The organism is Caulobacter sp. UC70_42, from assembly GCF_044056025.1.
Lineage (GTDB): Bacteria > Pseudomonadota > Alphaproteobacteria > Caulobacterales > Caulobacteraceae > Caulobacter.
Window position 1 is genome coordinate 1,058,349 of sequence record NZ_CP171994.1, and the last position, 21,553, is coordinate 1,079,901.

The window sequence follows — 21,553 nt, forward strand, 5'->3', positions numbered from 1 at the left end:
AAAGGCCCGGAACGCTGATCCGCGCTCCGGGCCCCTCAGGATCTTGCGACCCCCGAGCGCGTCGCCGCGCTCAAACTTTGAGGCTAGAGCCCTCTCATAAGGGCTCTAGTGGGGCGAGGCCCCGAAGATCACGTAGATGAACGCGAACAGGAACAGCCAGACCACGTCCACGAAGTGCCAGTACCAGGCCGCCGCTTCGAAGCCGAAGTGCTGCTTGGGCGTGAAGGCGCCGTTCAGCAGGCGGATCAGGCAGACCAGCAGGAACAGGGTGCCGACGAACACGTGGAAGCCGTGGAAGCCGGTGGCCAGGAAGAAGGTCGAGCCATAGAGGCCCGAGTTCGCGGCCGCTTCCGAGTAGAACAGCTTCTCGTGGTTGATGTGGCTGTACTCGTAGATCTGGATGGTCGTGAACAGAACGCCCAGCAGGATGGTCAGGATCAGGCCCCACTTGGCGCCCTTGCGGTCGCCGACCTGCAGCGCGTGGTGCGCCCAGGTGACCGTCGTGCCCGAGAGCAGCAGGGTCAGGGTGTTGACCAGCGGCAGGTGCCAGGGCGAGACGGTCTCGACGCCGGCGGGCGGCCAGGTGGCCCAGGCGGTGCGGACTTCCTCGATCGCCGACAGGGTGCGGTGATGATGGAACAGCGCCATCTCGAAGAACATCCAGAACCACGCCACGAAGAACATCACTTCCGAGGCGATGAACAGGATCATGCCGTAGCGCAGGCCGATCGAGACGACCGGGGTGTGGTCACCGGCCTTGGCTTCCTTGGCCACGTCCGACCACCAGCCGAACATGGTGTAGAGCACGCCCGCGATGCCGGCGGCGAAGATGGCCCAGTTGCCCTTCTCGATGCCGAGGACGCCGCCCTTGATCCAGCCGATCAGGCCGATGGCCATGACGGTGGCTGCGGCCGAGCCCACGAAGGGCCACGGGCTGGGCGGAAGGATGTGGTAGTCGTGTTTGACGGCGCCGGCCATGTTGCTGCTAACCCTTATATCCCTCTGATCACGGTCGCTGGTCCCCCGCGCCGTGGTCGTTGTGAACGCTATAGCCCTCTCGACGGTGCGCCGCCAAGGGGTTCCACGATGCGAGGCGTCGCCGCCGCGGCAACTTTGGTCTTCTTGCCGTCATCGACGACGGGGAAGAACGTGTAGCTGAGCGTGATCTCGTTCTTTCCGACAGTCTCGGGATCCTTCACGTATTGCGGATCCACGAAGTAGACGACCGGGAACTCCACCGTCTGGTGGGGCTGGATCGTCTGGCTGGAGAAGCAGAAGCACTCCAGTTTCTGGAAATACGGCCCCGCCGATTCCGGCACCACGTTGTAGAGCGCCCGGCCGGTCATCGGCTTGTCGCTGGGGTTGGTGACCTTGAAGAAGGCCAAGCCCGTCTCGCCGATCCGCACGTCCTGGCTGGACTGCACCGCCTGGAATTTCCAGGGCAGCTCGCGGATATTGGCGTCGAAGCGGATGGTGACCTTGCGGTCGAGGATCTTGTCCGGCTTGGCCTCGGCCTTGCGGACCGTGCCGTCGAAGCCCGTCGCCTGGCAGAACAGCTTATACAGCGGGACGGCCGCATAGGCCGCGCCGATCATGCCGAAGAAGGCGGCGGCGCAGATCAGGGCCACCTTGCCGTTACGGCGCGCGGCCTGCTCCTGCGGGGTCAGGTCCGCCTTGGACGGGCGCGGCTTAGGGGTGCGGGTGGGCGACATTGGCGCCGAGCCTCACGAGGGTGACGACGAAGACCATGATGACGAAGGCCACGAGGCCCAGGCCGAGCGCGATATTGCGCCCGTCCCGCGCCTTCTTGGCGACGTCCCTGGACGTTTGGTTGTCGACGGGTTGATTCACTTGAGCAGCTCCAGGGCGTGGACGCCCGACACGGCTTCGCCCAGCAGGGCGGCGAACATCGCAAAGAGATAGAGGATCGAGAAGGCGAACAGATTGCGGGCGGCTTTCGCGCCGGCGGCCTTCTCGTCCTCGGTGACGTCGTAGAGGGCCCGGTCGGCCACGCGCGGATCGGCCGCGTCTCCGGCCTTGCTGGCGAAGACGCGCCAGGCGAGGATCAGGAACACCGCGCCGCCCAGGCCGGCCACGGCCAGGTAAATCGGGCCGCCCAGGCCGGTCAGCACCGGCGCCAGGCAGATCGGGATCAGGATCAGGCTGTAGATCAGGATCTGCTTGCGGGTCTCCTTGGCGCCCTTGACCACCGGCAGCATCGGCACGCCGGCCTTGGCGTAGTCGGTGGTGACGTAAAGCGACAGCGCCCAGAAGTGCGGCGGGGTCCAGAAGAAGATGATGGCCACCATCAGCCAGGCGTTCAGCGGCGCCGAGCCCGTGGCGGCGGCCCAGCCGATGGCCGGCGGCAGAGCGCCGGCCAGGCCGCCGATGACGATGTTCTGCGCGGTCCAGCGCTTGAGCCACATCGTGTAGACGACGGCGTAGAAGACGATGGTGAAGGCCAGCAGGGCGGCCGCGAACCAGTTGATCGCGAAGCCCAGGAACATCACCGACAGGATCGACAGCACCACGCCCAGCGAGGCGGCCTCCTCGCCCTTGACCTTGCCGGCCGGGACCGGACGGCCGCGCGTGCGGCGCATCTGCTGGTCGATGTCGGCGTCGTACCACATGTTCAGCGCGCCCGAGGCGCCGGCCCCGACGGCGATGCACAGCACCGCGATGGCGCCCAGGACCGGATGGATCGGCGCGCGGGCGGCCAGCAGGCCGGTCAAGCCCGTGAACACCACCAGCGACATGACGCGCGGCTTCATCAGCTGGAAGTAGTCCTGCCAGCGCGCGGCCTGAGTCAGATCGGGCCGCGTCGTGTCGGGCTGAACGGTCTCCGGGGTCATGGCGAGGGTCTTCGACATCGGGGTGAACATATCGGTCTTGAATGGTCGAAGGGCGCGGCCCGGACCCTTAAGGATCCCGACCGCGCCCCTTTTTGCTTCAGGTCAAACCCGGAAGCCCGGCCTTAGCGAAGCCGGCCTTAGTGGTGGCCGTCTTCCTTGATCACCGGCGGTTCGCTGAACTGGTGGAACGGCGGCGGCGAGGACAGGGTCCATTCCAGCGTCGTGGCGCCTTCGCCCCACGGGTTGGCTTCCGCCGGGCGGCGACGGATCGCGGCTTCCAGCAGCATGATCATGAAGATGCCGACGGCGACGACGGTGATCATGTAACCGACCGTCGAGACGTAGTTCCACTTCGTGAAGGCGTCCGGATAGTCGACGTAGCGACGCGGCATGCCTTGCAGGCCGAGGAAGTGCTGCGGGAAGAAGATCAGGTTCACGCCGACGAACATCACCCAGAAGTGGGCGCAGCCGAGGAACTCGTTGTACTTCACGCCCCACATCTTCTCGAACCAGTAGTAGAAGCCCGCGAAGATGGCGAAGACGGCGCCCAGCGACAGCACGTAGTGGAAGTGGGCCACCACGTAGTAGGTGTCGTGCAGGCTGTAGTCGATGCCGGCGTTCGACAGGACCACGCCGGTCACGCCGCCGACGGTGAACAGGAAGATGAAGCCCATCGCCCACAGCATGGGCGTCTTGAAGTCCAGCGAGCCGCCCCACATCGTGGCGATCCAGCTGAAGATCTTCACGCCCGTCGGGACGGCGATGATCATCGTGGCGGCCACGAAGTAGGCGCGCAGGTTGATGCTCATGCCGACCGTGTACATGTGGTGCGCCCACACGACGAAGCCGACGAAGCCGATGGCGACCATGGCGTAGGCCATCGCCAGGTAGCCGAAGACCGGCTTCTTGGAGAAGGTCGAGACGATATGGCTGATGATGCCGAACCCAGGCAGGATCAGGATGTACACTTCCGGGTGACCGAAGAACCAGAACAGGTGCTGGAACATGACGGGGTCGCCGCCGGCGGCCGGGTCGAAGAAGTGGGTGCCGAAGTTGCGGTCGGTCAGCAGCATGGTGATGGCGCCGGCCAGGACGGGCAGCGACAGCAGCAGCAGGAAGGCGGTGATCAGCACCGACCAGGCGAACAGCGGCATGCGGTGCAGGGTCATGCCCGGCGCGCGCATGTTGAAGATCGTGGTGATGAAGTTGATCGCGCCCAGGATCGAGCTCGCGCCGGCCAGGTGGAGCGACAGGATCGCCAGATCCATGGCCGGGCCCTTGTGGCCGATGGTCGAGAGCGGCGGATAGATCGTCCAGCCGCCGCCGAAGCCGTGGCCCGGGCCGCCGTCGACGAACATCGAGGTGACCAGCAGGACCCAAGCGGCGACCAGCAGCCAGAACGAGATGTTGTTCATCCGCGGGAAGGCCATGTCCGGCGCGCCGATCATGATCGGGACGAACCAGTTGCCGAAGCCGCCGATCATGGCGGGCATGACCATGAAGAAGATCATGATCAGGGCGTGGGCGGTGACCACGGCGTTATAGCCGTGCTTGCCCTTGAAGATGCCCATCTGCGCCAGCATGCCGGTGTCGGAGAACACCTGGATGCCCGGCTCCATCAGCTCCCAGCGGATCAGGCCCGACAGGGCGCCGCCGACGATGCCCGCCATGATGGCGAACAGGATGTACAGCGTGCCGATGTCCTTGTGGTTCGTCGAGAAGAACCAGCGGGCGATGAAGGGCGGCTTGTGGTCGGCGTCGTCGTGACCGCCGTGCGCGTCGTGAGTGTCTGCGGCGTGAGCCATCGGACTTCTATCCTACGATCGTATCTTAGGCCGCCGGCGCGGCGGGAGCCGCGGCCGGAGCGGAAGCGGGAGCGGCGGCGGGAGCGGAAGCGGGGGTCACGGCGGCGGCCGGCGCGGCGGCCGGAGCCGGCGGCGCCACCTTTTCCTTGACCCAGGCGTCGAACTCGCCCTGCGAGACCACCTGGATCTCGATCGGCATGTTCGAGTGGTCGACGCCGCAGAGCTCCGAGCACTGGCCGTAGTAGACGCCGGTCTTCTCGGCCTTGAACCAGGTTTCGTTCAGGCGGCCCGGGATGGCGTCGATCTTCAGACCGAAGGCCGGAAGTGCGAAGGCGTGGATCACGTCGGCGCCGGTGACCTGGACGCGGACCACCTGGCCCACCGGGACGACCATCGCCTTGTCGGCGGCCAGCAGGTACGGAACCTTCTTGGCGTCGGCCTGCTCCTTGGTGAGCGGCAGCGACACGATCTCGCTGATCTTCTGGTCCGGGTACTCGTAGCCCCAGTACCACTGATAGCCCGTGGCCTTCACGGTCATGTAGGGCTTGGGCATGTTGTTATAGGCGAACAGCAGGCGGAACGAGAAGATCGCGATCAGCATCAGGATCAGCACCGGGACGACCGTCCAGATGATCTCGATCGTGGTGTTGTGGCTGAACTTCGCCGGGACCGGGTTCGCTTTCTTGTTATAGCGAACGATGATCCAGATCAGCAGGCCCAGGACCAGCAGGGTGATGGCCGTGATGATCGGCATCAGCACCAGGTTGTGGAAGCGGATCGCGTCGTGCTTCAGGACCGAGGCGGCCGGCTGAAGATCGATCGCTCCCGGCGTCGGCTGGCCCAGCAGATCCTCGGCGAGGGCGTTCCCCGCGAACATCATCGTGGCGGCGAGGGCGGACGCGCCCGTCATGATCCGCCGAATCCCCGAAAATTGCGCCTTCATATCCCTCACGGCCCATTTCGGCGGCGGTTTGAGCCCGATCAAGGCCGCGCCACGCCGACTTGCATATTACGATCCCAGAGCGCCCCACAATCGACTACGCGCTGCGTAGAATCGCGCGTCGACGGCAGCCCGCCCAAGGATCGGTCCGGAGGCTGCATACGCGCATCCCTAGCGGTTGCCAAGCGCCAGAGACCACGCGCGCGGCATGGGATTGCCCGTTATCCCGGCCCAGGGCCGCTCCAGTCGAGAACCGTTCTCATCAAGCCCAAAAACGTCCGTCCGGATCATTACGTATCCTTCATAAGTAGGTACCTTGCACCACTCAGTACCTGGCGGTAGAAGAGAGCATCAACGGAGGCAAGGACGCCGTGCCGGAAACGATTGAAATCCAACTGAAGAAAGGCGTGCTGGCGCTGTGCGTGCTGGCCCTGCTCTCGCACGCCGACAGCTACGCCTACGAGATCGCCAGCAGGCTGACGAGGGACATCGATATGGGGGAAGGGACGATCTATCCGCTGATGCGCCGCATGCAGTCGGATGGGCTGGTCGAGACCTACCTGGTGGAAAGCCAGAGTGGTCCGCCGCGCAAATACTACCGCTTGACCACCGCCGGGCGCCAAAGCCTGGAGCAGCAGAAGGCCGAATGGTCGGCGTTCTCGCGAGCGGTCAACGACATCGTGGGAGCCGCCGCATGAACCGCGCCGAGTTCATCACCCGCCTGCGTCGGGGTCTCGCCGGCCTGCCGGTGACCACCATCGCCGACATCGTCGCCGATCACGAGGCGCACTTCGCCGACGCGCAAGCCGCCGGCCGCAGCGAAGCCGAAACGGCGGCGGCCCTCGGCGATCCCGACCGCCTGGCCCGCGAACTGCGCGCCGAGAACGGTCTCAAGCAGTGGGAGGAGAAGAAGAACCCCTCCAACGCCCTGGCCGCCGTCCTGGCCCTGCTGGGCCTGGGGGCCCTGGACGTGATGTTCCTGCTGCCCCTGCTGATGGGCGTGCTGGGCGTCCTGTTCGGGATGCTGGTCGCGGTCGTGACCATCTTCATCGCGGGCGGCTTCGTCTTCGCCGCCGGCCCGCTGACCGGACCGCCCGGCGGACCGCTCACCGCGTTCCTGGCGGGGCTGGGCATGATGGGCGTGGCCACTTGCCTCGGCGCCCTGCTGACCCTGGCCACCGTCGGGGTCTTCAACGCGGTCGTCTGGTACGCCCGCCTTCACTTCCGGCTGTTGAAGCCGGCCATGGACCAAGCCTGAGCGGCATTAGGAGGGGACAATGTTGATCCGCAATACGCTCATCGTCGCCGGGGCCAGCTTCGTGCTCGCCGTCGGCTGCTTCGCCGGGGTGGCGGCTCTCGCCGGCCCCGACATTCTCAAGAATGGCTGGACCCTGCCGCTGGAGCATGACGAGACCATCGTCATCCGCGAGAACGGCAAGGTGGTCCGCACCGGACGACACTTCGTCCAGGGCCGGCACGCCGAGCCCAGCGTCGACCGCACCTTCGCCTGGACGGGCAAGGACGAGCTGATCATCGACCTGCCGGTCGACGTGGTCTTCGTCCAGGGCGCCGAGGCCAAGATCGTCGCCTCGGGCCCCAGGAGCTACATCGACCGCCTGCGCGTCGACGGCGGCCGCATCACCCTGGCCGACAACGACGGCGTCGACCACGACAGCATCACGATCAACGCGTTCGGCGTGCATGTCGAAAGCGACTCCGATCGGGTGAGGATCACGGTCATCGCCCCGGACGTCACCAAGTTCGACGTCCGCGGTTCGGGCGACCTGGAAGTCCGCAAGTACGACCACCCGGCCTTGGCCGTGTCGGTCAGCGGCAGCGGCGACGTCGAGGCCGCCGGCCGGGTCGAGACCGTCGCGGTGGACAATTCGGGCTCGGGCTACGTCAATCTGACCGACCTGAAGGCCATGGACGCGGTGTTCGACGTCTCGGGCAGCGGCGGCGGCGCCCTGTTCGCCACCAACAAGGCCAAGATCGACATCTCCGGCAGCGGCGACGTCGAGCTGCGCACCGAACCCAAGACGGTGACCAGCGAGATCAGCGGCTCGGGCGAGATCCGCCGCGAATACTGATCAGGGCTGCGAAGGTCCTCGCGACAAAAGGGGCGGGGTGACGGACGCGTTCGGAAGGCCTACCTGTAGGCTTATGAACGCTCCGCTCTCCGCCTCTTCCTTGGCCGCCCCTTCCCTTCTGGACGCCGCCGGCGTCGACCGCGACCGCGCCCAGTCGATACTCGGCGAAGCCCTCGCCGGCGCCGACGATGGCGAACTGTTTCTCGAACGTTCGGAGAGCGAGGCCTTCGTCTTCGACGACGGACGCCTGAAAAGCGCCTCCTATGACAGCGGCGAAGGCTTCGGCCTGCGCGTCGTGGCCGGCGAGACGGCCGGCTACGCTCACGCCGCCGAAATCTCCGAAGCCGCCATCCGCCGCGCCGCCGATTCGGCCAGCCTGGCCAAGCGCGGCCACGCCGGCGTCAGCGCCGAGGGTCCGCGCTCGACCAACGAGCGCCTCTACGGCGAGGACGACCCCGTCAGCGCGCCCGACTTCTCCGACAAGGTGTCCTTGCTTCAGGAGATCGACGCCTTCGCCCGCGCCCGCGATCCGCGCGTCGTGCAGGTGATGGCCTCGCTGGCCGGCGAGCGCCGCGTGGTCGAGATCCTGCGCGCCGACGGCAAGCTGCTCCGCGACGTCCGCCCGCTGGTGCGGGTCAATGTCCAGGTCACCGTTGAGAAGGACGGCCGCCGCGAAAGCGGATCGTCCGGCGCCGGCGGCCGCGCCGGCTTCGCCGCCTGGATCAGCCCCGACAAGTGGCAAGACCAGGTCGATGAGGCCCTGCGCATGGCGCTGGTCAATCTGGACGCCGTCGCCTGCCCGGCCGGCGAGATGGACGTGGTGCTGGGCCCCGGCTGGAACGGCGTGCTCCTGCACGAGGCCGTCGGCCACGGCCTGGAGGGCGACTTCAACCGCAAGGGCATCAGCGCCTTCTCGGGCCGCATCGGCGAGCGCGTGGCGGCCAAGGGCGTCACCGTGTTCGACGACGGCTCGCTGCCCGGCCGCCGCGGCTCGCTGACCATCGACGACGAAGGCACGCCCACCGAGCGCACGATCCTGATCGAGGACGGCATCCTCGTCGGCTACATGCACGACCGGATGAGCGCGCGCCTGATGGGCATGAAGGCCACCGGCAACGGCCGTCGCCAGTCTTACGCCCACATGCCGATGCCGCGCATGACCAACACCGGCATGCTGGCCGGCCAGGACGATCCCCGGGAAATGATCGCCTCGCTGAAGCGCGGCCTCTACTGCGCCAATTTCGGCGGCGGCCAGGTCGACATCACCAACGGCAAGTTCGTCTTCCAGTGCACCGAGGCCTATCTGGTCGAGGACGGCAAGATCACCGCCCCGGTCAAGGGCGCCACCCTGATCGGCGACGGCCCGTCCGCCCTGACCCGGGTGACGATGATCGGCGACGACTTCGACTTCGACCCGGGCATCGGCGTCTGCGGCAAGTCCGGCCAGGGGGTGCCCGTGGGCGTCGGCCAGCCGAGCCTGAAGATCACAGGCCTGACGGTGGGCGGGACGGCGGTTTAGAGCCTCCGCTCCAGATAGATCACCGTCTTCTTCCCGCCGTGGATCTCCGCCGTCCCCACGGGGACGAAGCCGAGCGCGGCGTGGAACCTGTCCGAAGCCGGGTTCGGCGGATCGGAATTGACCTCGCAGACGATACGGTCGTGGCCCGCCGCCTTGGCCGCCGCGAACAGGGCGTCATAGAGCCTGCGCGCCAGGCCCCTGCCCCGCGCGCTGTCGGCCACCACGACGCGGTCGACATAGACGAAGCTCGGATAGCGCTCGCGGAACCACAGGTAGTTGACGCTGTCATAGTCGGCCGCCTGGTCGAAGGTCAGCAGCAGGGCGTCGGCCACGCCCACGCGGCGGGCGACGAAGGCCTCGCCGACCAGATGCGTCAGGCCCTCGGGCTCCAGCCAAGACAGCTCGACGGCGTGGGCGTTGTTCAGGGCCAGCAGGGCCTGGCCGTCCGCGCCGGTCAGGTCGTCGGTCGTCAGCGGCGTCACAAGGTCGGTCATCGGGCCCCTCCGTCGAGTCACGGACCTATGGGCCAGGCCCGCCCCGCGCAACCTTGCAAAGGTTTAATCCACCTGTCGGGCTTGTAACTTCCCTAGCGGCACGGCGAGCGCCACCCTGGCTCCAGGTTTTCGCCAAAGAGCTTCGGGTAGGAGCGGAAACGGACTTCGGGGTTTGAGCCACCGCGAAGGACGGTCCCACCTGGGGTCGAGGCGCGGCCCCTCCGCGCCTCGTGAGAAGGGCCCCAGTCCATGCTGGGGCCCTTCGTTCCTTTTTGGCTAGGCTCCGGAGACGTCGGCGACCTGCGGGGCGGTGGTGTCGTCGGCGCCGTGCGACCACTTCTTGAGGATCGGCGAGAGCAGCAGGAAGCCGATCCCGATCACCACCGACACCAGGCCGATGATGTTGAACACCTTCAGCGAGGCGGCGAGCGCCGCGCCGGGGTCCAGCACCTGGCCGCCGACCGTCTCTGTGGCCGCCAGGCCGGCGATCTTGCCGCCGACCCACTGGGCGATGGCCACGGCCATGAACCAGACGGCCATCATGAACGACACCACCGCCGCGGGCGACAGCTTGGTCATCTGGGACAGGCCGACCGGCGACATGCACAGTTCGCCGGTGGTGTGCAGCATGTACATTAGCGCCAGGAAGATCAGCGGCATCTTGAAGGCGCCGTCGGCGAAGGTGGAGCCCCATTGCAGCAGCAGGAAGCCGGCGCCGACCTGGATTAGGGCCAGGCCGAACTTGACGACCGGGTTGGGATCCTTTCGGCGAGCGCCCAGGAAGGTCCAGAGCGCGGCCAGGATGGGCGCGAAGATCAGGATCCAGCCGGCGTTCAGGGCCTGGGTCTGCGGGGCGTTGAAGCTGGTGTTGACCCAGAAGGTCGAGGCCGCGTCGATGCCGGCCTTGGCCAGCTGCTCGGGCGTGGCCAGGGTCACCGCGCCGTCGAACAGCCGGACGGGCTCGCGGACGAGATCCAGCTGGACATTGGTCGCGGCGAACAGGCTCAGCGACGAGCCGGCCTGCTCGAACAGCGTCCAGAACACCACCGCGCCGAAGATCAGGAACACGGCCAGGGCGAGGCGCTCGCGCTCTTGCTTGTCGCATTTGCGGAACATGAACCAGCCGATGTAGCCCAGCGAGGCCAGGATGCCGATGTTCAGGGCGACGCCGACCACGGCGTTGAACTGCACGAGGAAGAAGATCCCGATCAGGCCCAACAGGGACACGGCGTAGATGACGAGTTCGCGGTTGATGGGACCCAGGATTTTTTCCTTCAGGACCTTCGGCTGAGGCGGCTCGGCCTTGCCTTCCAGCCAGGGCTTGCCCAGCACGAAGACCACGAAGCCGGCCAGCATGCCGACGCCGGCCAGGCCGAAGCCCGCCCACCAGCCGACGTTCACGCCCAAGAGGCCGCAGAGGATCGAGGCCCAGAACGAGCCAAGGTTGATGCCGTAGTAGTAGAGGGTGAAGCCCGGATCGCGGCGCGGATCGCCTTGCGGGTACAGCTGGCCGACGATGGTCGAGATGTTGGGCTTCAAGAAGCCGACGCCCAGGATGATCAGCGACAGCGAGAACCAGAAGATATTCAGGTACAGCGGATCGCGTCCCGTCACGTCCAGCTTGTAGTCCGCCTTCGGGAGCACCGCGGGCAGCGGCGCGCCAGCCGGCAGGTCCTTGATCGCGAAGTCGCCGGCCTTGGTCGCGGCCACGTCATAGGGCTTGCCCGCCACCACCAGCCTGGCCACGCGGTCCTGTCCGCGGCCCTCGGCCTGGAACTCATAGGTCGCGCCCTGATAGGTCAGGGTCTGCACGGCGGGCTTGCCTTCGATCGCCATGGCCAGATGGCCCGCGACGAGCAGGATCGCGCCGAACGCGACCGCCTTGCGCGTGCCCAGCCACTTGTCGGCCAGGAACCCGCCAATCAGCGGCAGCAGATAGACCAGGGCCGTGTAGGAGCCGTAGTGACCGGACGCGACCTTCGGGTCGAACAGGAAATGCTGAGTCAGATAGAAGATCAGGATGGCGCGCATGCCGTAGTAGGAGAAGCGCTCCCACATCTCGGCCAGGAAGCAGATGATCAGGCCGCGCGGGTGGCCGCGCAGCAGCTGGACCAGGACGGGAATGCCGGTCACGAGCGTGACCAGGATCCCCGCGGCGATGACGATATTCATACGCTAGCCTTGAAACATGACGAGAGACGGGAACCTGACCCCCCGGTCAAATCATCCCCGTCGACCCCAATTTGGCGGGGAGAAGATCACGCGGCTGACGGTTTCACAAGCAACGGCTTGCCGTTGACGTGAACGGCCCCATGTTTGCCCCGGGAGCTTGGCGGTCGCCCCGCGCGTTTGGCTAGGCGAACCCTTTAGACGGGAACCCGCCATGAAGATCCCCGACGAAAGCCACCCCATCACCATCGACCGATCGCCGGCCGCGGTGCGCGTCCTGTTCGAGGGCCACGAGATCGCTGACAGCGACGACGTCCTGGTCCTGAAGGAAGCCAGCTACCCGCCGGTCTATTACTTCCCGCGCGAGGACGTGCGGATGATGTTCCTGCGCCGAACGGACAAGGTAACCCACTGTCCCTACAAGGGCGACGCCAGCTACTTCACGATCTATCGCGACGCCAAGGTGGTCGAGAACGCCGTCTGGACGTACGAGACGCCGTTCCCGGCGGTCGGCCAGATCGCCAATCGCGTGGCCTTCTATCCCGAGCACGTCGAGTTCGAACTGGGCGAGCTCAAGGCCACCGAGACCGAAAAGGTCAGTGTCGACGACGTGGTCCGTCACACCGACAGCGGTTCGGGCCGCAGCCAAGCCGATCATTGGCCGCCGAACGTCGACATGCCCGATCCGGAACGGACCGAGCAGGACATCGACCAACCCTACAAGGGCGTCGGCGCGCCCTAGCGCGGCGCCGAGCTTAAGCCGGCCTTAACCTTTGGGAGCGTGACCATGCGGTTCAGCTCCCGTCAGAGGGGCGCGGAGGAAACCATGGCCTACGTCTCATATGATCGGGCTGTTCACGCGACCAATCCCGTTCGCCACCTCGCCTGGGGCCGGCTCTTCACGCTCGCGGCCGCCATCGGCCTCTGGGCGGCCCTCATCGTCGGCGCGCGGGCGCTTTTCTAGAGCGCCGGACTCATGAGCGTGGCTGGAGACAGCCACGCTCCCCCGCGATCTCAGTACGCGCAGTCGGTGAAGACGCGGCTGATGTCGCCGCCCCATGCGCCGTTGTAGAGCGACAGCAGCTTTTCGGCGGGGGTGACGCCGCTGTCGGCGATCTGCTCCAGCTCGCCCAGATAGATGGTCTCGTCCAGGAAGCCGCCGTTCAGGTTGGCGCGGTTCTTCAGGCCCGACTTGGCGATGGCCACGAAGTCCTTGGCCACGTCCTGGGCTGAGCGGCCGGCGACGGTCGCCTTCAGGCCCAGCTTCGGCACGTCGCGGCGCAGGCCCTCGCGATCCTCCAGCGTCCAGTCCTTGCAGAGGTCCCAGGCGGCGGCCAGGGCCGCGTCGTCATAGAACACCCCGGTCCACAGCGCCGGAAGGGCGCACAGGCGGCTCCACGGGCCCGCGTCGGCGCCGCGCATCTCCAGATAGGTCTTCAGACGCACTTCCGGGAAAGCGGTCGTGGTGTGGTCGGCGAAGTCCTTGATCGTGGCGATCTCGCCCGGCAGTTCGGGCAGCTTGCCCTCGATGAAGTCACGGAAGGATCGTCCAGCCACATCGATGTATTTGTCGCCGCGCTTGACGAAATACATCGGCACGTCCAGCGCGTAGCGGGCGTAGCGCTCGAAATCGAAGCCGTCCTCGAACACGAAGTCCAGCAGGCCCGTGCGGTTCGGATCGGTGTCGGTCCAGACATTCGCCCGGGCTGACAGGAAGCCGTTCGGCTTGCCTTCGGTGAACGGGGAATTGGCGAACAAGGCCGTGGCGATGGGCTGCAGGGCCAGGCTCATGCGGAACTTGGCGACCATGTCGGCTTCGCTGGAGAAGTCGAGATTGGCCTGCACCGTGCAGGTGCGCAGCATCATGTCGAGACCCAGATTGCCCACTTTGGGCATGTAGTTTCGCATGATGACGTACCGGCCCTTGGGCATGACCGGCACCTGCTCGCGCGTCCATAGCGGCGAGAACCCCAGGCCCACGAAGCCCAGGCCCAGCTCGTCGGCGACGGTCTTGACCTCATCCAGGTGCTGGCCGGTCTCGTCGCAAATGTCGTGCATGGTCGCCAACGGCGCGCCGGAAAGCTCGAACTGCCCGCCCGGCTCCAGGCTGACATTGGCCCCGTTGCGTTCCAGGCCGATAATGACCTCGCCTTCCATCACCGGCTTCCAGCCGAAGCGCTGAAGCCCGGTCAGCAGGGCGTGGACGCCCTTGTCGCCTTCGTACGGCACCGGCGCGTGCGAGCCGAGATAGAAGCCGAACTTCTCGTGCTCGGCGCCGACGCCGGAAACGCTCCTTGGGCTTGGACCCTTGAGCGAAATATTCGGTCAGATCAGCGAGCGTCAGTTGACGCTCTTGGACGTTAGCGGTGTCGGCCATGCAAGCCGTCCCTCCCCAGGGTGCGATGCTGCGGGAGGAGAGGGCCCATTCTCTCCGCCGACGGCGAACTTCAGTCTCGCCCAGTTGGGCGTTTTCTTTGCGAACCTCAAGGGGCGACCTTGAGCATATATTTTTACCGCCAATCCCCCGCGGCCGCCTGCCACAAGGTCATGGCCGAGATCGCGGCGGTGTCGGCCCGCAGGATGCGAGGGCCAAGCGACACCGGCGTGACGAAGGAAAGTCCCCGCAGCCGCTCGCGTTCCTCCGGCGCGAAACCGCCTTCCGGACCAGTCAGGATGGCCGCAGGCGCGCCTGTTCCCGCCAGCGCCTCGATCGCCGGCTTCGCATCGCCGCCCTCGTCGCAGAACACCAGACGCCGGGCCGGATCCCAGTCATCGAGAATCTTGTCCAGCTTCACCGGGTCGGCGACCTCGGGCACGTCCAGGCGGCCGGTCTGCTCGGCGGCCTCCATGGCGATGGCGTCCAGGCGGCCGAGCTTGACGAAATCGACGTTGGTGCGGCGGGTGACGGTCAGCCGCACCCGGCGCGCCCCGAGCTCGGCGGCCTTCTCGACGATGGTCTCGACCCGGCCGCGCTTGACCATGGCGATGATCAGATCGAGGTCGGGCCCGGTCTCCATTGGCCGGGTCTGTTCCTCGGCCTTCAGCAGGCAGCCGCGCTTGGTCGACTCGATGATGGCCGCGCGCCACTCGCCGTCACGGCCGTTGAACAGCGCCACCTCGGCCCCGACGCCCAGACGCATCACCGATGTCAGATAGCGCGACTGGTCGACGGTGGGGACGACGCCGGCCCCGGCGGAGAGATCGTTGGGAACGAAAAGACGGATCATGCGGCTCTTCTAGCGCAACTCCTCTTTCCGGGGGTAGGCTCCGCGCATGAGCAAGCACGACGACTACGAGAACGAACTCGCCCAGCTTCAGCTGGCCCTGATCGCCATGCAGAAGAAGGCGATCAAGGACAGCTGGAAGATCCTGGTGGTCTTCGAGGGCCGCGACGCCGCCGGCAAGGACGGCACGATCGCGCGGGTCACCGAGCACCTGTCCAAGCGCGCCACCACGGTCGTGGCCCTGCCCAAGCCCAACGACCGCGAGCGCAGCGAGTGGTACTTCCAGCGCTATGTCGACTACCTGCCGGCCTGCGGCGAGGCGGTGATCTTCAACCGCTCCTGGTACAATCGCGCCGGGGTCGAGCGAGTGATGGACTTCTCCACGCCCGAGCAGCAGGAGCAGTTCCTGCGCGACGTGCCCGCCTTCGAGCGGATGCTGGTCGAGAACGGCCTGCGCTACGTCAAGTTCTGGCTCGACATCAGCCGCGAAGAGCAGGCCCAGCGCCTGAAAGCCCGCCGCGAGGACCCGCTGAAGGCGTTCAAGACCAGCGACCTGGACAAGGTCGCCGAGGAAAAGTGGGACGACTACACCAAGGCCCGCGACGAGATGTTCATGCGCACCCACAGCGACTTCGCGCCGTGGATCTGCGTGCGCGCCGACCACAAGAAGGAAGCCCGGCTCAACGTCATCCGCTGGCTGCTGCACGCGGCCGGCGACAAGAAACTGGCCAAGGGCGTGGCCAAGCCCGATCCCAGCGTGATCTTCTCGTTCGAGCCGGCGGCGCTGAAGGATGGGCGGCTGGCGCGTTAGCGCGCCTTTCGCGCCGCCCGCTCGGCGGCGATCTCGAGGTTCCGCGCCACGCAGTAGGTGACGATGTCCCGGACAAGCTCCGGCGGCAGCGGGTTCTCGGGCTGGAAGCGGATCGTGCCCTTGGCGGTCTCGAACCCAGCCAGGCGCTCGGCGAACGCCTCGATCACCGCGCCCGGATAAAAAGCGCAATGCCTGGCGGCCGCGCCGAAATGAACGAGATTGCCGTTCAGCTTGAAGGTCGGCAGGCCGTAACTGATCGTCTCCTCGGCCTGCGGGACCACCGCGCGGATCTGGCCGCGCAGGGTCTCGAGGGCCAGGCGCTGCTCGGCGGGCAGCTTGGACAGATAGTCGTCGATGGACGCGGCGGGGGGCTTCATCATCGGGTGCTCCTCAGATCGCTTGGACCAAAGAACGTCCGGGACGGTCCCCCGCCGACATCGCTTGCCCTTATTTCCCGGCGTACACCGCCATGACGTCCCGGCGGAACGCGGCGCCGCTGTCGGGGCGGCTGTAGAACATGTGCCCGCCCGGATAGTTGGCCAGGGTCACGCGACCATTGGCCGTCGCCGGGATGGCGTCGACGATCAGGCGCGAGGCGAAGAACGGGCACGACAGGTCGTTGTAGCCGTGCACGATCAGGACCTTCAGCTTCGGATCGACCGAGACGACCTTGCGCAGGTCGGTGACCGATTCGGTATCGGCGCCGCGACCCCGATCCCACAGGCGGTTGACGTTGCCCGACAGGGCCTCGTAGCGGGCCTCGGGCTTCCAGCCGACGACGCGGGTGGTGAAGTCGACAATGGCGCTGGTGGTCGGCGCGATGATCGCGTCGAGGATCGGGTCGTTGACCTCCTGCTCGGGCGCGTTGGGGAAGGGATCCAGCGCGGTGACGTTGCTGTCGTAGCGGCTGCCCAGGCGCCCCTTGTCACGGAACACCTCGCGCAGGAACGACTGGGTTTCCAGGCGGCCGCCAGCGCGGCGGACATAGGTCGGATCCAGGCCCGTCATGGCCGAGACCTTGGTCGTCAGACGGTCGAGGGCGGCGGGGTCCGAGCCCTTCATCAGGTCGACCATGTATTCGCCGCGCGTATAGTCCTCGACGGCCTTGATGGTCTCGGGCGTCAGCTTGCCGTCGCGCTCCAGCTTGGCGGCGGCGATGGACGGCAGGGTCCACATGGCCGGCAGGGGCGAAACCTCCTGGCTGGCGCGGCCTGCGCTGGACAGCAGCGGCGAGACCAGCACGACACCCTTCACGGCGACGCCGAGGTCCGTCTGCAGCTCATAGGCCAGGCGCGGGCCGCGGAAGCCGCCATAGCTTTCGCCGACCAGGTACTTGGGCGAGGCCAGGCGCTCGGTCTTGACCAGGTAGTCGAAGACAATGCGCGACAGGTAGTCGATGTCCTGCTTGACGCCATAGAAGCGCTTCTTGGTCTCGTCCTCGCCGACCAGCGAGCGCGAGAAGCCGGTGCCGACCGGGTCGATGAACACCAGGTCGGTGAAGTCCAGCCAGCTGGCGGGATTGTCTTCCAGCTTGCTGAATGAGGAGGGGCTGTCGCCCTCGGCGCCGAACTGCACGCGCTTGGGGCCCAGGGCGAAGTTCAGATAGACCGAGGCCGCGCCAGGGCCGCCGTTGAAGGCGACCGTGATGGGGCGGTTGGGATCACGCGGGCCGTCGACGATGTACGAGGTGTAGACCACCTCGGCGACCTTCTTGCCCTTCTCGTCGCGCACCGGCAGCACGCCGACGGTCGCGGTGTACGCGACCACCTTGCCGCCGATCGTCGCCGTCTGCTTGACGGACTTGTCGGCCGGAAACGCCGGCAGGTCGGACTTGGCCTCGGCGGCCGGCTTGTCGCCGCCCTTGTCCTGGGCCAGGGCCGGCGCGCCGCCAAGCACCGCCGTGACGAGAAGGGCCGCGACGCCGGCCCGGAAAAGCTTTTTCATTACTACCCCTCCAAAGAGGGAGAAATTGCTAAGCCAAGCGGGGAAGCTTCACAACCGCGCGCGGGCGTGATGGTCTGAGGCCGACAAGGGGAGACGCCGGATGAGCTCGACCGACGCCATGACGGCGCGAAAGACGGCCGCGACGCGCCTGGCCATCGGCCTGGCTCAGGGGATCGCCCTCTTCCTGTTGCAGAAGGCCGACGAGTCGAAGGCCTGGCCGGCGACCGTGCCGATGCTCTACGCGCCGCTGCTGGTCTGCGCCCTGATGGTCCCGATGATTCCGCTGGCCGCGCTGTCGGCCATGCGACGCGCGGCGCTGATCGCCTGGACCGTCCTCGCGACCGGCCTGACCGCGGTCCTGGCCGTCCACGCCGCCTGGACCGGAGCCGAGCCTCAACGCCTGGGCGCGGGCCCTCTGTCGCCGCCGATCTTCATCGCCGCGGCCGCCTTGCTGTTCATCGCCCATCACCTGGTCCAGCCGGCCGACGCCGCCCGCAAGCCGCTCGCGCCCTATGCGGACTATTTCGACCTGGCCTTCACCAACCTGATCCGGCTGTTCCTGTCGCTGGCTTTCACCGGGGCCTTCTGGCTGCTGCTGTTCCTGGCGGGAGCGCTGTTCAAGCTGATCGGCGTCCAGGCGATCCAGAAGCTGATCGGCGAGACCGCCTTCGCCTTCCCGGCTACCGGCCTGATGTTCGCCGCCGCCGTCCACATGGCCGTGCAGTTGACCGAAGCCCGCGCCGGCCTGGTGCGCGGCGTGCGCACGGTCGGCCTGACCCTGCTGGCCTGGCTGTCGCCGCTGATGGTGGTGATCGCCGGCGGGTTCCTGGCCACCCTGCCCTTCACGGGCCTGGCCCCGCTGTGGGGCACCAAGGCCGCCGCGTCCCTGCTGCTGTCGGCCGCCGCCGCCCTGATCATCCTGGTCAACGCGGCCTATCAGGACGGGGTCGAGCCGCCCTCGACAATCCCGCGCTGGGCGGCGCGGATCGCCGGCCTGCTGCTGATTCCGATCGTGATCCTGGCCGCCTACGCCCTGTGGCTGCGGGTCGACCAGTACGGCCTGACGCCCGACCGGGTGTTCGCCGGCGCCTATCTGGTGGTCGCGATCGGCTTCACGGCCGGCTACGCGATCGCCGCCCTGAGGCCCGGCCCGTGGATGAAGACCCTGGAGCCGACCAACCTGATCATGGCCGCCGTCTCGGTGCTGCTGCTGCTCGCCCTGTTCACCCCGATCGCCGATCCGGCGCGCCTATCGGTGGAGAGCCAGGTGAAGCGACTGGAGCGCGGCAAGGTCGCGGCGGAGAAATTCGACTTCCAGTTCCTGCGCTTCGACAGCGGTCGGTACGGGCGCCTGGCGCTCGAACGCCTGAAAGCCCATCCCGACGCCGAGGTCGCCAAGCGTGCTCGCGAGGCCGCCGCCAGCACGGAGAAGCGCTACGCCGCCAGCGAAGCGCGTCCCAACTTCAAGGCGATGGCCGTCTATCCGGTCGGCAAGGCTCTGCCCAAGAGCTTCATCGCGCAGGACTGGTCGAAGCCGTCCGGCTCGAACTGCACTGGCGCCGCCATGCAGTGTCCGGCCCTGGTCGCCGATGTCGACGCCGACGGCAGGGACGAAGTCCTGCTGGCCGAGGGCGACCGCCTGAAGGTGTTCTCGGAAGGCGCGGATCACACCTGGAGCCTGACTGCGATCGCCTTGGCGGGCTGCGAGAGCTATGACCTCGAAACCTGGATGAAGGCCGGCCCGCCCACGCTGGGCGAGCCCGTAGCCCGTCGCGACCTGATCCTCGATGGTCGCCGCCTTCCCCTCCAGCCCGCGAGCAAGGACTGCCAGGCCAGCGGCGCGTCGGCCGCTCCGCCGAGGGACGGCGGTGTCAACCCCGACAAGAAGTGACTACGCCACGCCCGCGCTGATCGCGTTCAACCGGGCATAGACCCCGCCCCCCGCCGCCAGCTCGGCATGGCGGCCTTCCTCGACGACGCGGCCGCCCTGGAAGACCAGTATCCGGTCGGCGCCGCGCACGGTCGACAGGCGGTGGGCGATGACGATGGTCGTGCGCCCCTCCATCAGCGCCTCGGCGGCGGCCTGGACCTGGCCTTCCGTCTCGACGTCCAGCGACGAGGTCGCCTCGTCCAGGACCAGGATTGGCGCGTCCGTCAGGAAGGCGCGCGCGATGGCCACGCGCTGGCGCTCGCCGCCCGACAGCTTGACGCCCCGCTCGCCCACCAGGGTGTCGTAGCCCTTGGGCAGGCGCAGGATGAAGTCGTGGGCGCGGGCCTTCTTCGCCGCCGCTTCGACCTCCTCGCGGGTCGCGCCGGGACGGCCGTAGGCGATGTTCTCGTAGAGCGAGCGGTGGAACAGGGCCGGATCCTGCGGCACCACCGCGATGGCGCGACGCAAGCTGGCCTGCGTCACTTGCGAAACGTCCTGGCCGTCGATGATCACCGCCCCGTCCTGCAGGTCGTGCAGGCGCTGGACCAGCTTGACGAAGGTCGACTTGCCCGAGCCCGTCGGCCCGACCAGCGCCACCCGCTCGCCGGGCGCGATCTTCAGGGAGAAGTGGTCGTAGAGCGGCGCGCCGGCCGCCTTGTAGCGGAAGGTCACGTCCTTGAACTCGATCGCGCCCGCGCCCGGCTTGAAGTCCGGCGCGCCAGGGGCGTCGGCGATCTGCGGCGAAAGGCGCGTCCAGGCGGCGACGTCCTCGGTGTCGTCGATGCCCTTCTGCAGCATGCGGATATTCTCGCCCAGGTTCCGCAGATAGCCGCTCATCAGCATGAAGGCGGTGATGGCGAAGGCGACGTCGCCCGGCGTGGCCGTACCCTTGGCCCAGCCCCAGACCATCGCGCCGGTCAGGCCCGCCTGCAGCACGACCAGCAGCAGGTTCTGGCCCAGCCAGACGTCGGTGAAGCGGCTCCAGGTGACCATCACCGCGTCGCGCCAGGCGGCGGTGACCTCGGCCAGGCGCGCGGCCTCGCGCTGTTCGGCGCCGAAGCTCTTGACGGTCGGGTTGGAGGTCACGGCGTCGGCCAGGGCCCCGCCGATCTGGGAGTCCAGGGCGTTGGAGCGCAGGTTGCTGGGCCGCACATAGCGCTCGGTGATCCACAGGTTTACCGACAGATAGGCCACGACCACCACCAGCGACACCGCGCCCGCCAGGGGCTGGCGCAGCAGCATGCCGATCGACAGGCCGACCAGCACGATGATCCCCGGCCCCAGCCAGATGGTCACCGCGTCGGTGACGCTGTCATAGCCCCACATGGCCCGGGTCAGCTTGCGCACGGTCGCGCCGGCGAAGCTGTCGGCGTGCCAGTCCGATGAGAAGGCCTGGACCTTGGCGAAGCCCTCGTTGGTCATCTCCTCCATGTTCCGGGCCGCCAGCGGGATCCAGAACCGGTGGGCGATGTTGCGGATCACCGCGAAGGCGAAATAGACGCCGATGAACATCGCCAGGGCCGACCAGGCGCTGGCGTCGCCGCGCGGCTTGCTGGTGACGGTGTCGACCAGGTGGCCCGAAGCGTAGGGCAAGGCCAGGTCGAAGGCGATCGCCACCAGGGTCAGGCTGACGCCGAAGCCGAACAGCACCGGCCGCCGCTTCCAGAACCGAGCCACGAAGCCCAGCACCTGGCGGTTGGACAGCGCGCGCTTGCGGGCGCCGATCTCGTCTTCATCCTCGAAAGCGTCGGTCATGGCGGGGAGATAGGGGTTTC

General features: G+C 67.3%; 20 protein-coding genes and 2 pseudogenes. 8 read left to right on the forward strand and 14 right to left on the reverse strand.

Translation table 11 applies throughout. The annotated features are described in order from the left end of the window. Nucleotides 1-105: 105 nt before the first annotated feature. From ACHMW8_RS05510 to coxB, 6 genes are all read right to left on the reverse strand, one after another. On the reverse strand, nucleotides 106-978 hold the full coding sequence (locus ACHMW8_RS05510; RefSeq protein ID WP_125155032.1) for a cytochrome c oxidase subunit 3: 873 nt from the start codon (nucleotides 976-978) through the stop codon (nucleotides 106-108). A 68-nt stretch (nucleotides 979-1,046) separates the two neighbouring features. Continuing rightward, nucleotides 1,047-1,712 (reverse strand): cytochrome c oxidase assembly protein, encoded by a 666-nt coding sequence (locus ACHMW8_RS05515; RefSeq protein WP_395444977.1) that lies wholly within the window; start codon nucleotides 1,710-1,712, stop codon nucleotides 1,047-1,049. After that, on the reverse strand, nucleotides 1,690-1,851 hold the full coding sequence (locus ACHMW8_RS05520; RefSeq protein ID WP_199743331.1) for a hypothetical protein: 162 nt from the start codon (nucleotides 1,849-1,851) through the stop codon (nucleotides 1,690-1,692). Before ACHMW8_RS05520 ends, ACHMW8_RS05515 begins: the two co-directional genes overlap by 23 nt. Next, a complete protein-coding gene (gene cyoE, locus ACHMW8_RS05525; RefSeq protein ID WP_125155810.1) occupies nucleotides 1,848-2,870 on the reverse strand; it encodes a heme o synthase in 1,023 nt (340 codons plus the stop codon). The genes ACHMW8_RS05520 and cyoE overlap by 4 nt, the downstream gene beginning before the upstream one ends. A 119-nt stretch (nucleotides 2,871-2,989) precedes the next feature. Beyond that, nucleotides 2,990-4,657 (reverse strand): cytochrome c oxidase subunit I, encoded by a 1,668-nt coding sequence (gene ctaD / locus ACHMW8_RS05530; RefSeq protein WP_125155030.1) that lies wholly within the window; start codon nucleotides 4,655-4,657, stop codon nucleotides 2,990-2,992. A 25-nt stretch (nucleotides 4,658-4,682) separates the two neighbouring features. Next, nucleotides 4,683-5,600: a cytochrome c oxidase subunit II gene (gene coxB / locus ACHMW8_RS05535; protein WP_395444978.1), complete on the reverse strand. Its 918-nt coding sequence runs from the start codon at nucleotides 5,598-5,600 to the stop codon at nucleotides 4,683-4,685. 368 nt (nucleotides 5,601-5,968) lie between these two features. Between coxB and ACHMW8_RS05540 the strand changes: the two genes are divergently transcribed. From ACHMW8_RS05540 to tldD, 4 genes are all read left to right on the forward strand, one after another. Beyond that, a complete protein-coding gene (locus ACHMW8_RS05540; protein WP_125155028.1) occupies nucleotides 5,969-6,295 on the forward strand; it encodes a PadR family transcriptional regulator in 327 nt (108 codons plus the stop codon). Then, on the forward strand, nucleotides 6,292-6,855 hold the full coding sequence (locus ACHMW8_RS05545; RefSeq protein ID WP_125155027.1) for a DUF1700 domain-containing protein: 564 nt from the start codon (nucleotides 6,292-6,294) through the stop codon (nucleotides 6,853-6,855). The genes ACHMW8_RS05540 and ACHMW8_RS05545 overlap by 4 nt, the downstream gene beginning before the upstream one ends. 19 nt (nucleotides 6,856-6,874) lie before the next feature. Then, a complete protein-coding gene (locus ACHMW8_RS05550; RefSeq protein ID WP_395444979.1) occupies nucleotides 6,875-7,687 on the forward strand; it encodes a GIN domain-containing protein in 813 nt (270 codons plus the stop codon). 73 nt (nucleotides 7,688-7,760) lie between these two features. Then, nucleotides 7,761-9,206 (forward strand): metalloprotease TldD, encoded by a 1,446-nt coding sequence (gene tldD, locus ACHMW8_RS05555; protein WP_125155025.1) that lies wholly within the window; start codon nucleotides 7,761-7,763, stop codon nucleotides 9,204-9,206. Here tldD and ACHMW8_RS05560 read toward each other — a convergent pair. From ACHMW8_RS05560 to ACHMW8_RS05570, 3 genes and pseudogenes are all read right to left on the reverse strand, one after another. After that, the gene (locus ACHMW8_RS05560) at nucleotides 9,203-9,700 is read right to left on the reverse strand and encodes a GNAT family N-acetyltransferase (protein WP_395444980.1); all 498 of its coding nucleotides are present in this window, start codon (nucleotides 9,698-9,700) and stop codon (nucleotides 9,203-9,205) included. The genes tldD and ACHMW8_RS05560 overlap by 4 nt on opposite strands. Before the next feature lie 276 nt (nucleotides 9,701-9,976). Then, nucleotides 9,977-11,872: a peptide MFS transporter gene (locus ACHMW8_RS05565; protein ID WP_395444981.1), complete on the reverse strand. Its 1,896-nt coding sequence runs from the start codon at nucleotides 11,870-11,872 to the stop codon at nucleotides 9,977-9,979. A gap of 51 nt (nucleotides 11,873-11,923) precedes the next feature. Beyond that, nucleotides 11,924-11,992 (reverse strand): annotated as a pseudogene (locus ACHMW8_RS05570) (hypothetical protein); the annotation flags it as partial. A gap of 91 nt (nucleotides 11,993-12,083) precedes the next feature. Here ACHMW8_RS05570 and ACHMW8_RS05575 point away from each other — a divergent pair. Both ACHMW8_RS05575 and ACHMW8_RS05580 read left to right on the forward strand, forming a co-directional pair. Then, nucleotides 12,084-12,611: a DUF427 domain-containing protein gene (locus ACHMW8_RS05575; protein WP_395444982.1), complete on the forward strand. Its 528-nt coding sequence runs from the start codon at nucleotides 12,084-12,086 to the stop codon at nucleotides 12,609-12,611. Between the two features lie 84 nt (nucleotides 12,612-12,695). Beyond that, on the forward strand, nucleotides 12,696-12,833 hold the full coding sequence (locus tag ACHMW8_RS05580) for a hypothetical protein (RefSeq protein ID WP_395444983.1): 138 nt from the start codon (nucleotides 12,696-12,698) through the stop codon (nucleotides 12,831-12,833). 50 nt (nucleotides 12,834-12,883) lie between these two features. On the opposite strand, the pseudogene ACHMW8_RS05585 reads toward ACHMW8_RS05580, so the two are convergent. Together ACHMW8_RS05585 and ACHMW8_RS05590 are read right to left on the reverse strand one after the other, a co-directional pair. Further along, nucleotides 12,884-14,246 (reverse strand): annotated as a pseudogene (locus ACHMW8_RS05585) (glutamate--cysteine ligase). Nucleotides 14,247-14,379: 133 nt separating this feature from the next. Next, on the reverse strand, nucleotides 14,380-15,096 hold the full coding sequence (locus ACHMW8_RS05590) for a 16S rRNA (uracil(1498)-N(3))-methyltransferase (RefSeq protein ID WP_395444984.1): 717 nt from the start codon (nucleotides 15,094-15,096) through the stop codon (nucleotides 14,380-14,382). A gap of 46 nt (nucleotides 15,097-15,142) precedes the next feature. Here ACHMW8_RS05590 and ppk2 point away from each other — a divergent pair, with 46 nt between their 5' ends. Beyond that, nucleotides 15,143-15,904, forward strand: a complete 762-nt coding sequence (ppk2, locus tag ACHMW8_RS05595; RefSeq protein WP_395444985.1) for a polyphosphate kinase 2 — start codon at nucleotides 15,143-15,145, stop codon at nucleotides 15,902-15,904. On the opposite strand, the gene ACHMW8_RS05600 is transcribed toward ppk2, so the two are convergent. Beyond that, nucleotides 15,901-16,284, reverse strand: a complete 384-nt coding sequence (locus tag ACHMW8_RS05600; RefSeq protein WP_395444986.1) for an iron chaperone — start codon at nucleotides 16,282-16,284, stop codon at nucleotides 15,901-15,903. The two genes, ppk2 and ACHMW8_RS05600, sit on opposite strands and share 4 nt — an antisense overlap. Nucleotides 16,285-16,351: 67 nt before the next feature. Next, the gene (locus ACHMW8_RS05605; protein WP_395444987.1) at nucleotides 16,352-17,848 is read right to left on the reverse strand and encodes a S10 family peptidase; all 1,497 of its coding nucleotides are present in this window, start codon (nucleotides 17,846-17,848) and stop codon (nucleotides 16,352-16,354) included. Nucleotides 17,849-17,948: 100 nt separating this feature from the next. On the opposite strand from ACHMW8_RS05605, the gene ACHMW8_RS05610 reads away from it, so the two are divergent. Then, nucleotides 17,949-19,739 (forward strand): DUF4153 domain-containing protein, encoded by a 1,791-nt coding sequence (locus tag ACHMW8_RS05610; RefSeq protein ID WP_395444988.1) that lies wholly within the window; start codon nucleotides 17,949-17,951, stop codon nucleotides 19,737-19,739. On the opposite strand, the gene ACHMW8_RS05615 is transcribed toward ACHMW8_RS05610, so the two are convergent. Further along, the gene (locus ACHMW8_RS05615) at nucleotides 19,740-21,533 is read right to left on the reverse strand and encodes an ABC transporter ATP-binding protein (protein ID WP_395444989.1); all 1,794 of its coding nucleotides are present in this window, start codon (nucleotides 21,531-21,533) and stop codon (nucleotides 19,740-19,742) included. It lies immediately after the preceding gene. Nucleotides 21,534-21,553 lie beyond the last annotated feature (20 nt).

Excerpts from the sequence above, each read along its gene's own strand:
- ACHMW8_RS05605 (WP_395444987.1), bottom strand. The coding sequence starts at position 17,848 with ATGAAAAAGCTTTTCCGGGCCGGCGTCGCGGCCCTTCTCGTCACGGCG.
- ACHMW8_RS05560 (WP_395444980.1), bottom strand. The coding sequence starts at position 9,700 with ATGACCGACCTTGTGACGCCGCTGACGACCGACGACCTGACCGGCGCG.
- coxB (WP_395444978.1), bottom strand. The coding sequence starts at position 5,600 with ATGAAGGCGCAATTTTCGGGGATTCGGCGGATCATGACGGGCGCGTCC.
- ACHMW8_RS05565 (WP_395444981.1), bottom strand. The coding sequence starts at position 11,872 with ATGAATATCGTCATCGCCGCGGGGATCCTGGTCACGCTCGTGACCGGC.
- ACHMW8_RS05610 (WP_395444988.1), top strand. The coding sequence starts at position 17,949 with ATGAGCTCGACCGACGCCATGACGGCGCGAAAGACGGCCGCGACGCGC.
- ACHMW8_RS05550 (WP_395444979.1), top strand. The coding sequence starts at position 6,875 with ATGTTGATCCGCAATACGCTCATCGTCGCCGGGGCCAGCTTCGTGCTC.
- ACHMW8_RS05615 (WP_395444989.1), bottom strand. The coding sequence starts at position 21,533 with ATGACCGACGCTTTCGAGGATGAAGACGAGATCGGCGCCCGCAAGCGC.
- ppk2 (WP_395444985.1), top strand. The coding sequence starts at position 15,143 with ATGAGCAAGCACGACGACTACGAGAACGAACTCGCCCAGCTTCAGCTG.
- ACHMW8_RS05545 (WP_125155027.1), top strand. The coding sequence starts at position 6,292 with ATGAACCGCGCCGAGTTCATCACCCGCCTGCGTCGGGGTCTCGCCGGC.
- ACHMW8_RS05600 (WP_395444986.1), bottom strand. The coding sequence starts at position 16,284 with ATGATGAAGCCCCCCGCCGCGTCCATCGACGACTATCTGTCCAAGCTG.
- ACHMW8_RS05510 (WP_125155032.1), bottom strand. The coding sequence starts at position 978 with ATGGCCGGCGCCGTCAAACACGACTACCACATCCTTCCGCCCAGCCCG.
- ACHMW8_RS05580 (WP_395444983.1), top strand. The coding sequence starts at position 12,696 with ATGGCCTACGTCTCATATGATCGGGCTGTTCACGCGACCAATCCCGTT.
- cyoE (WP_125155810.1), bottom strand. The coding sequence starts at position 2,870 with ATGTCGAAGACCCTCGCCATGACCCCGGAGACCGTTCAGCCCGACACG.
- tldD (WP_125155025.1), top strand. The coding sequence starts at position 7,761 with ATGAACGCTCCGCTCTCCGCCTCTTCCTTGGCCGCCCCTTCCCTTCTG.
- ACHMW8_RS05590 (WP_395444984.1), bottom strand. The coding sequence starts at position 15,096 with ATGATCCGTCTTTTCGTTCCCAACGATCTCTCCGCCGGGGCCGGCGTC.
- ACHMW8_RS05515 (WP_395444977.1), bottom strand. The coding sequence starts at position 1,712 with ATGTCGCCCACCCGCACCCCTAAGCCGCGCCCGTCCAAGGCGGACCTG.
- ctaD (WP_125155030.1), bottom strand. The coding sequence starts at position 4,657 with ATGGCTCACGCCGCAGACACTCACGACGCGCACGGCGGTCACGACGAC.
- ACHMW8_RS05575 (WP_395444982.1), top strand. The coding sequence starts at position 12,084 with ATGAAGATCCCCGACGAAAGCCACCCCATCACCATCGACCGATCGCCG.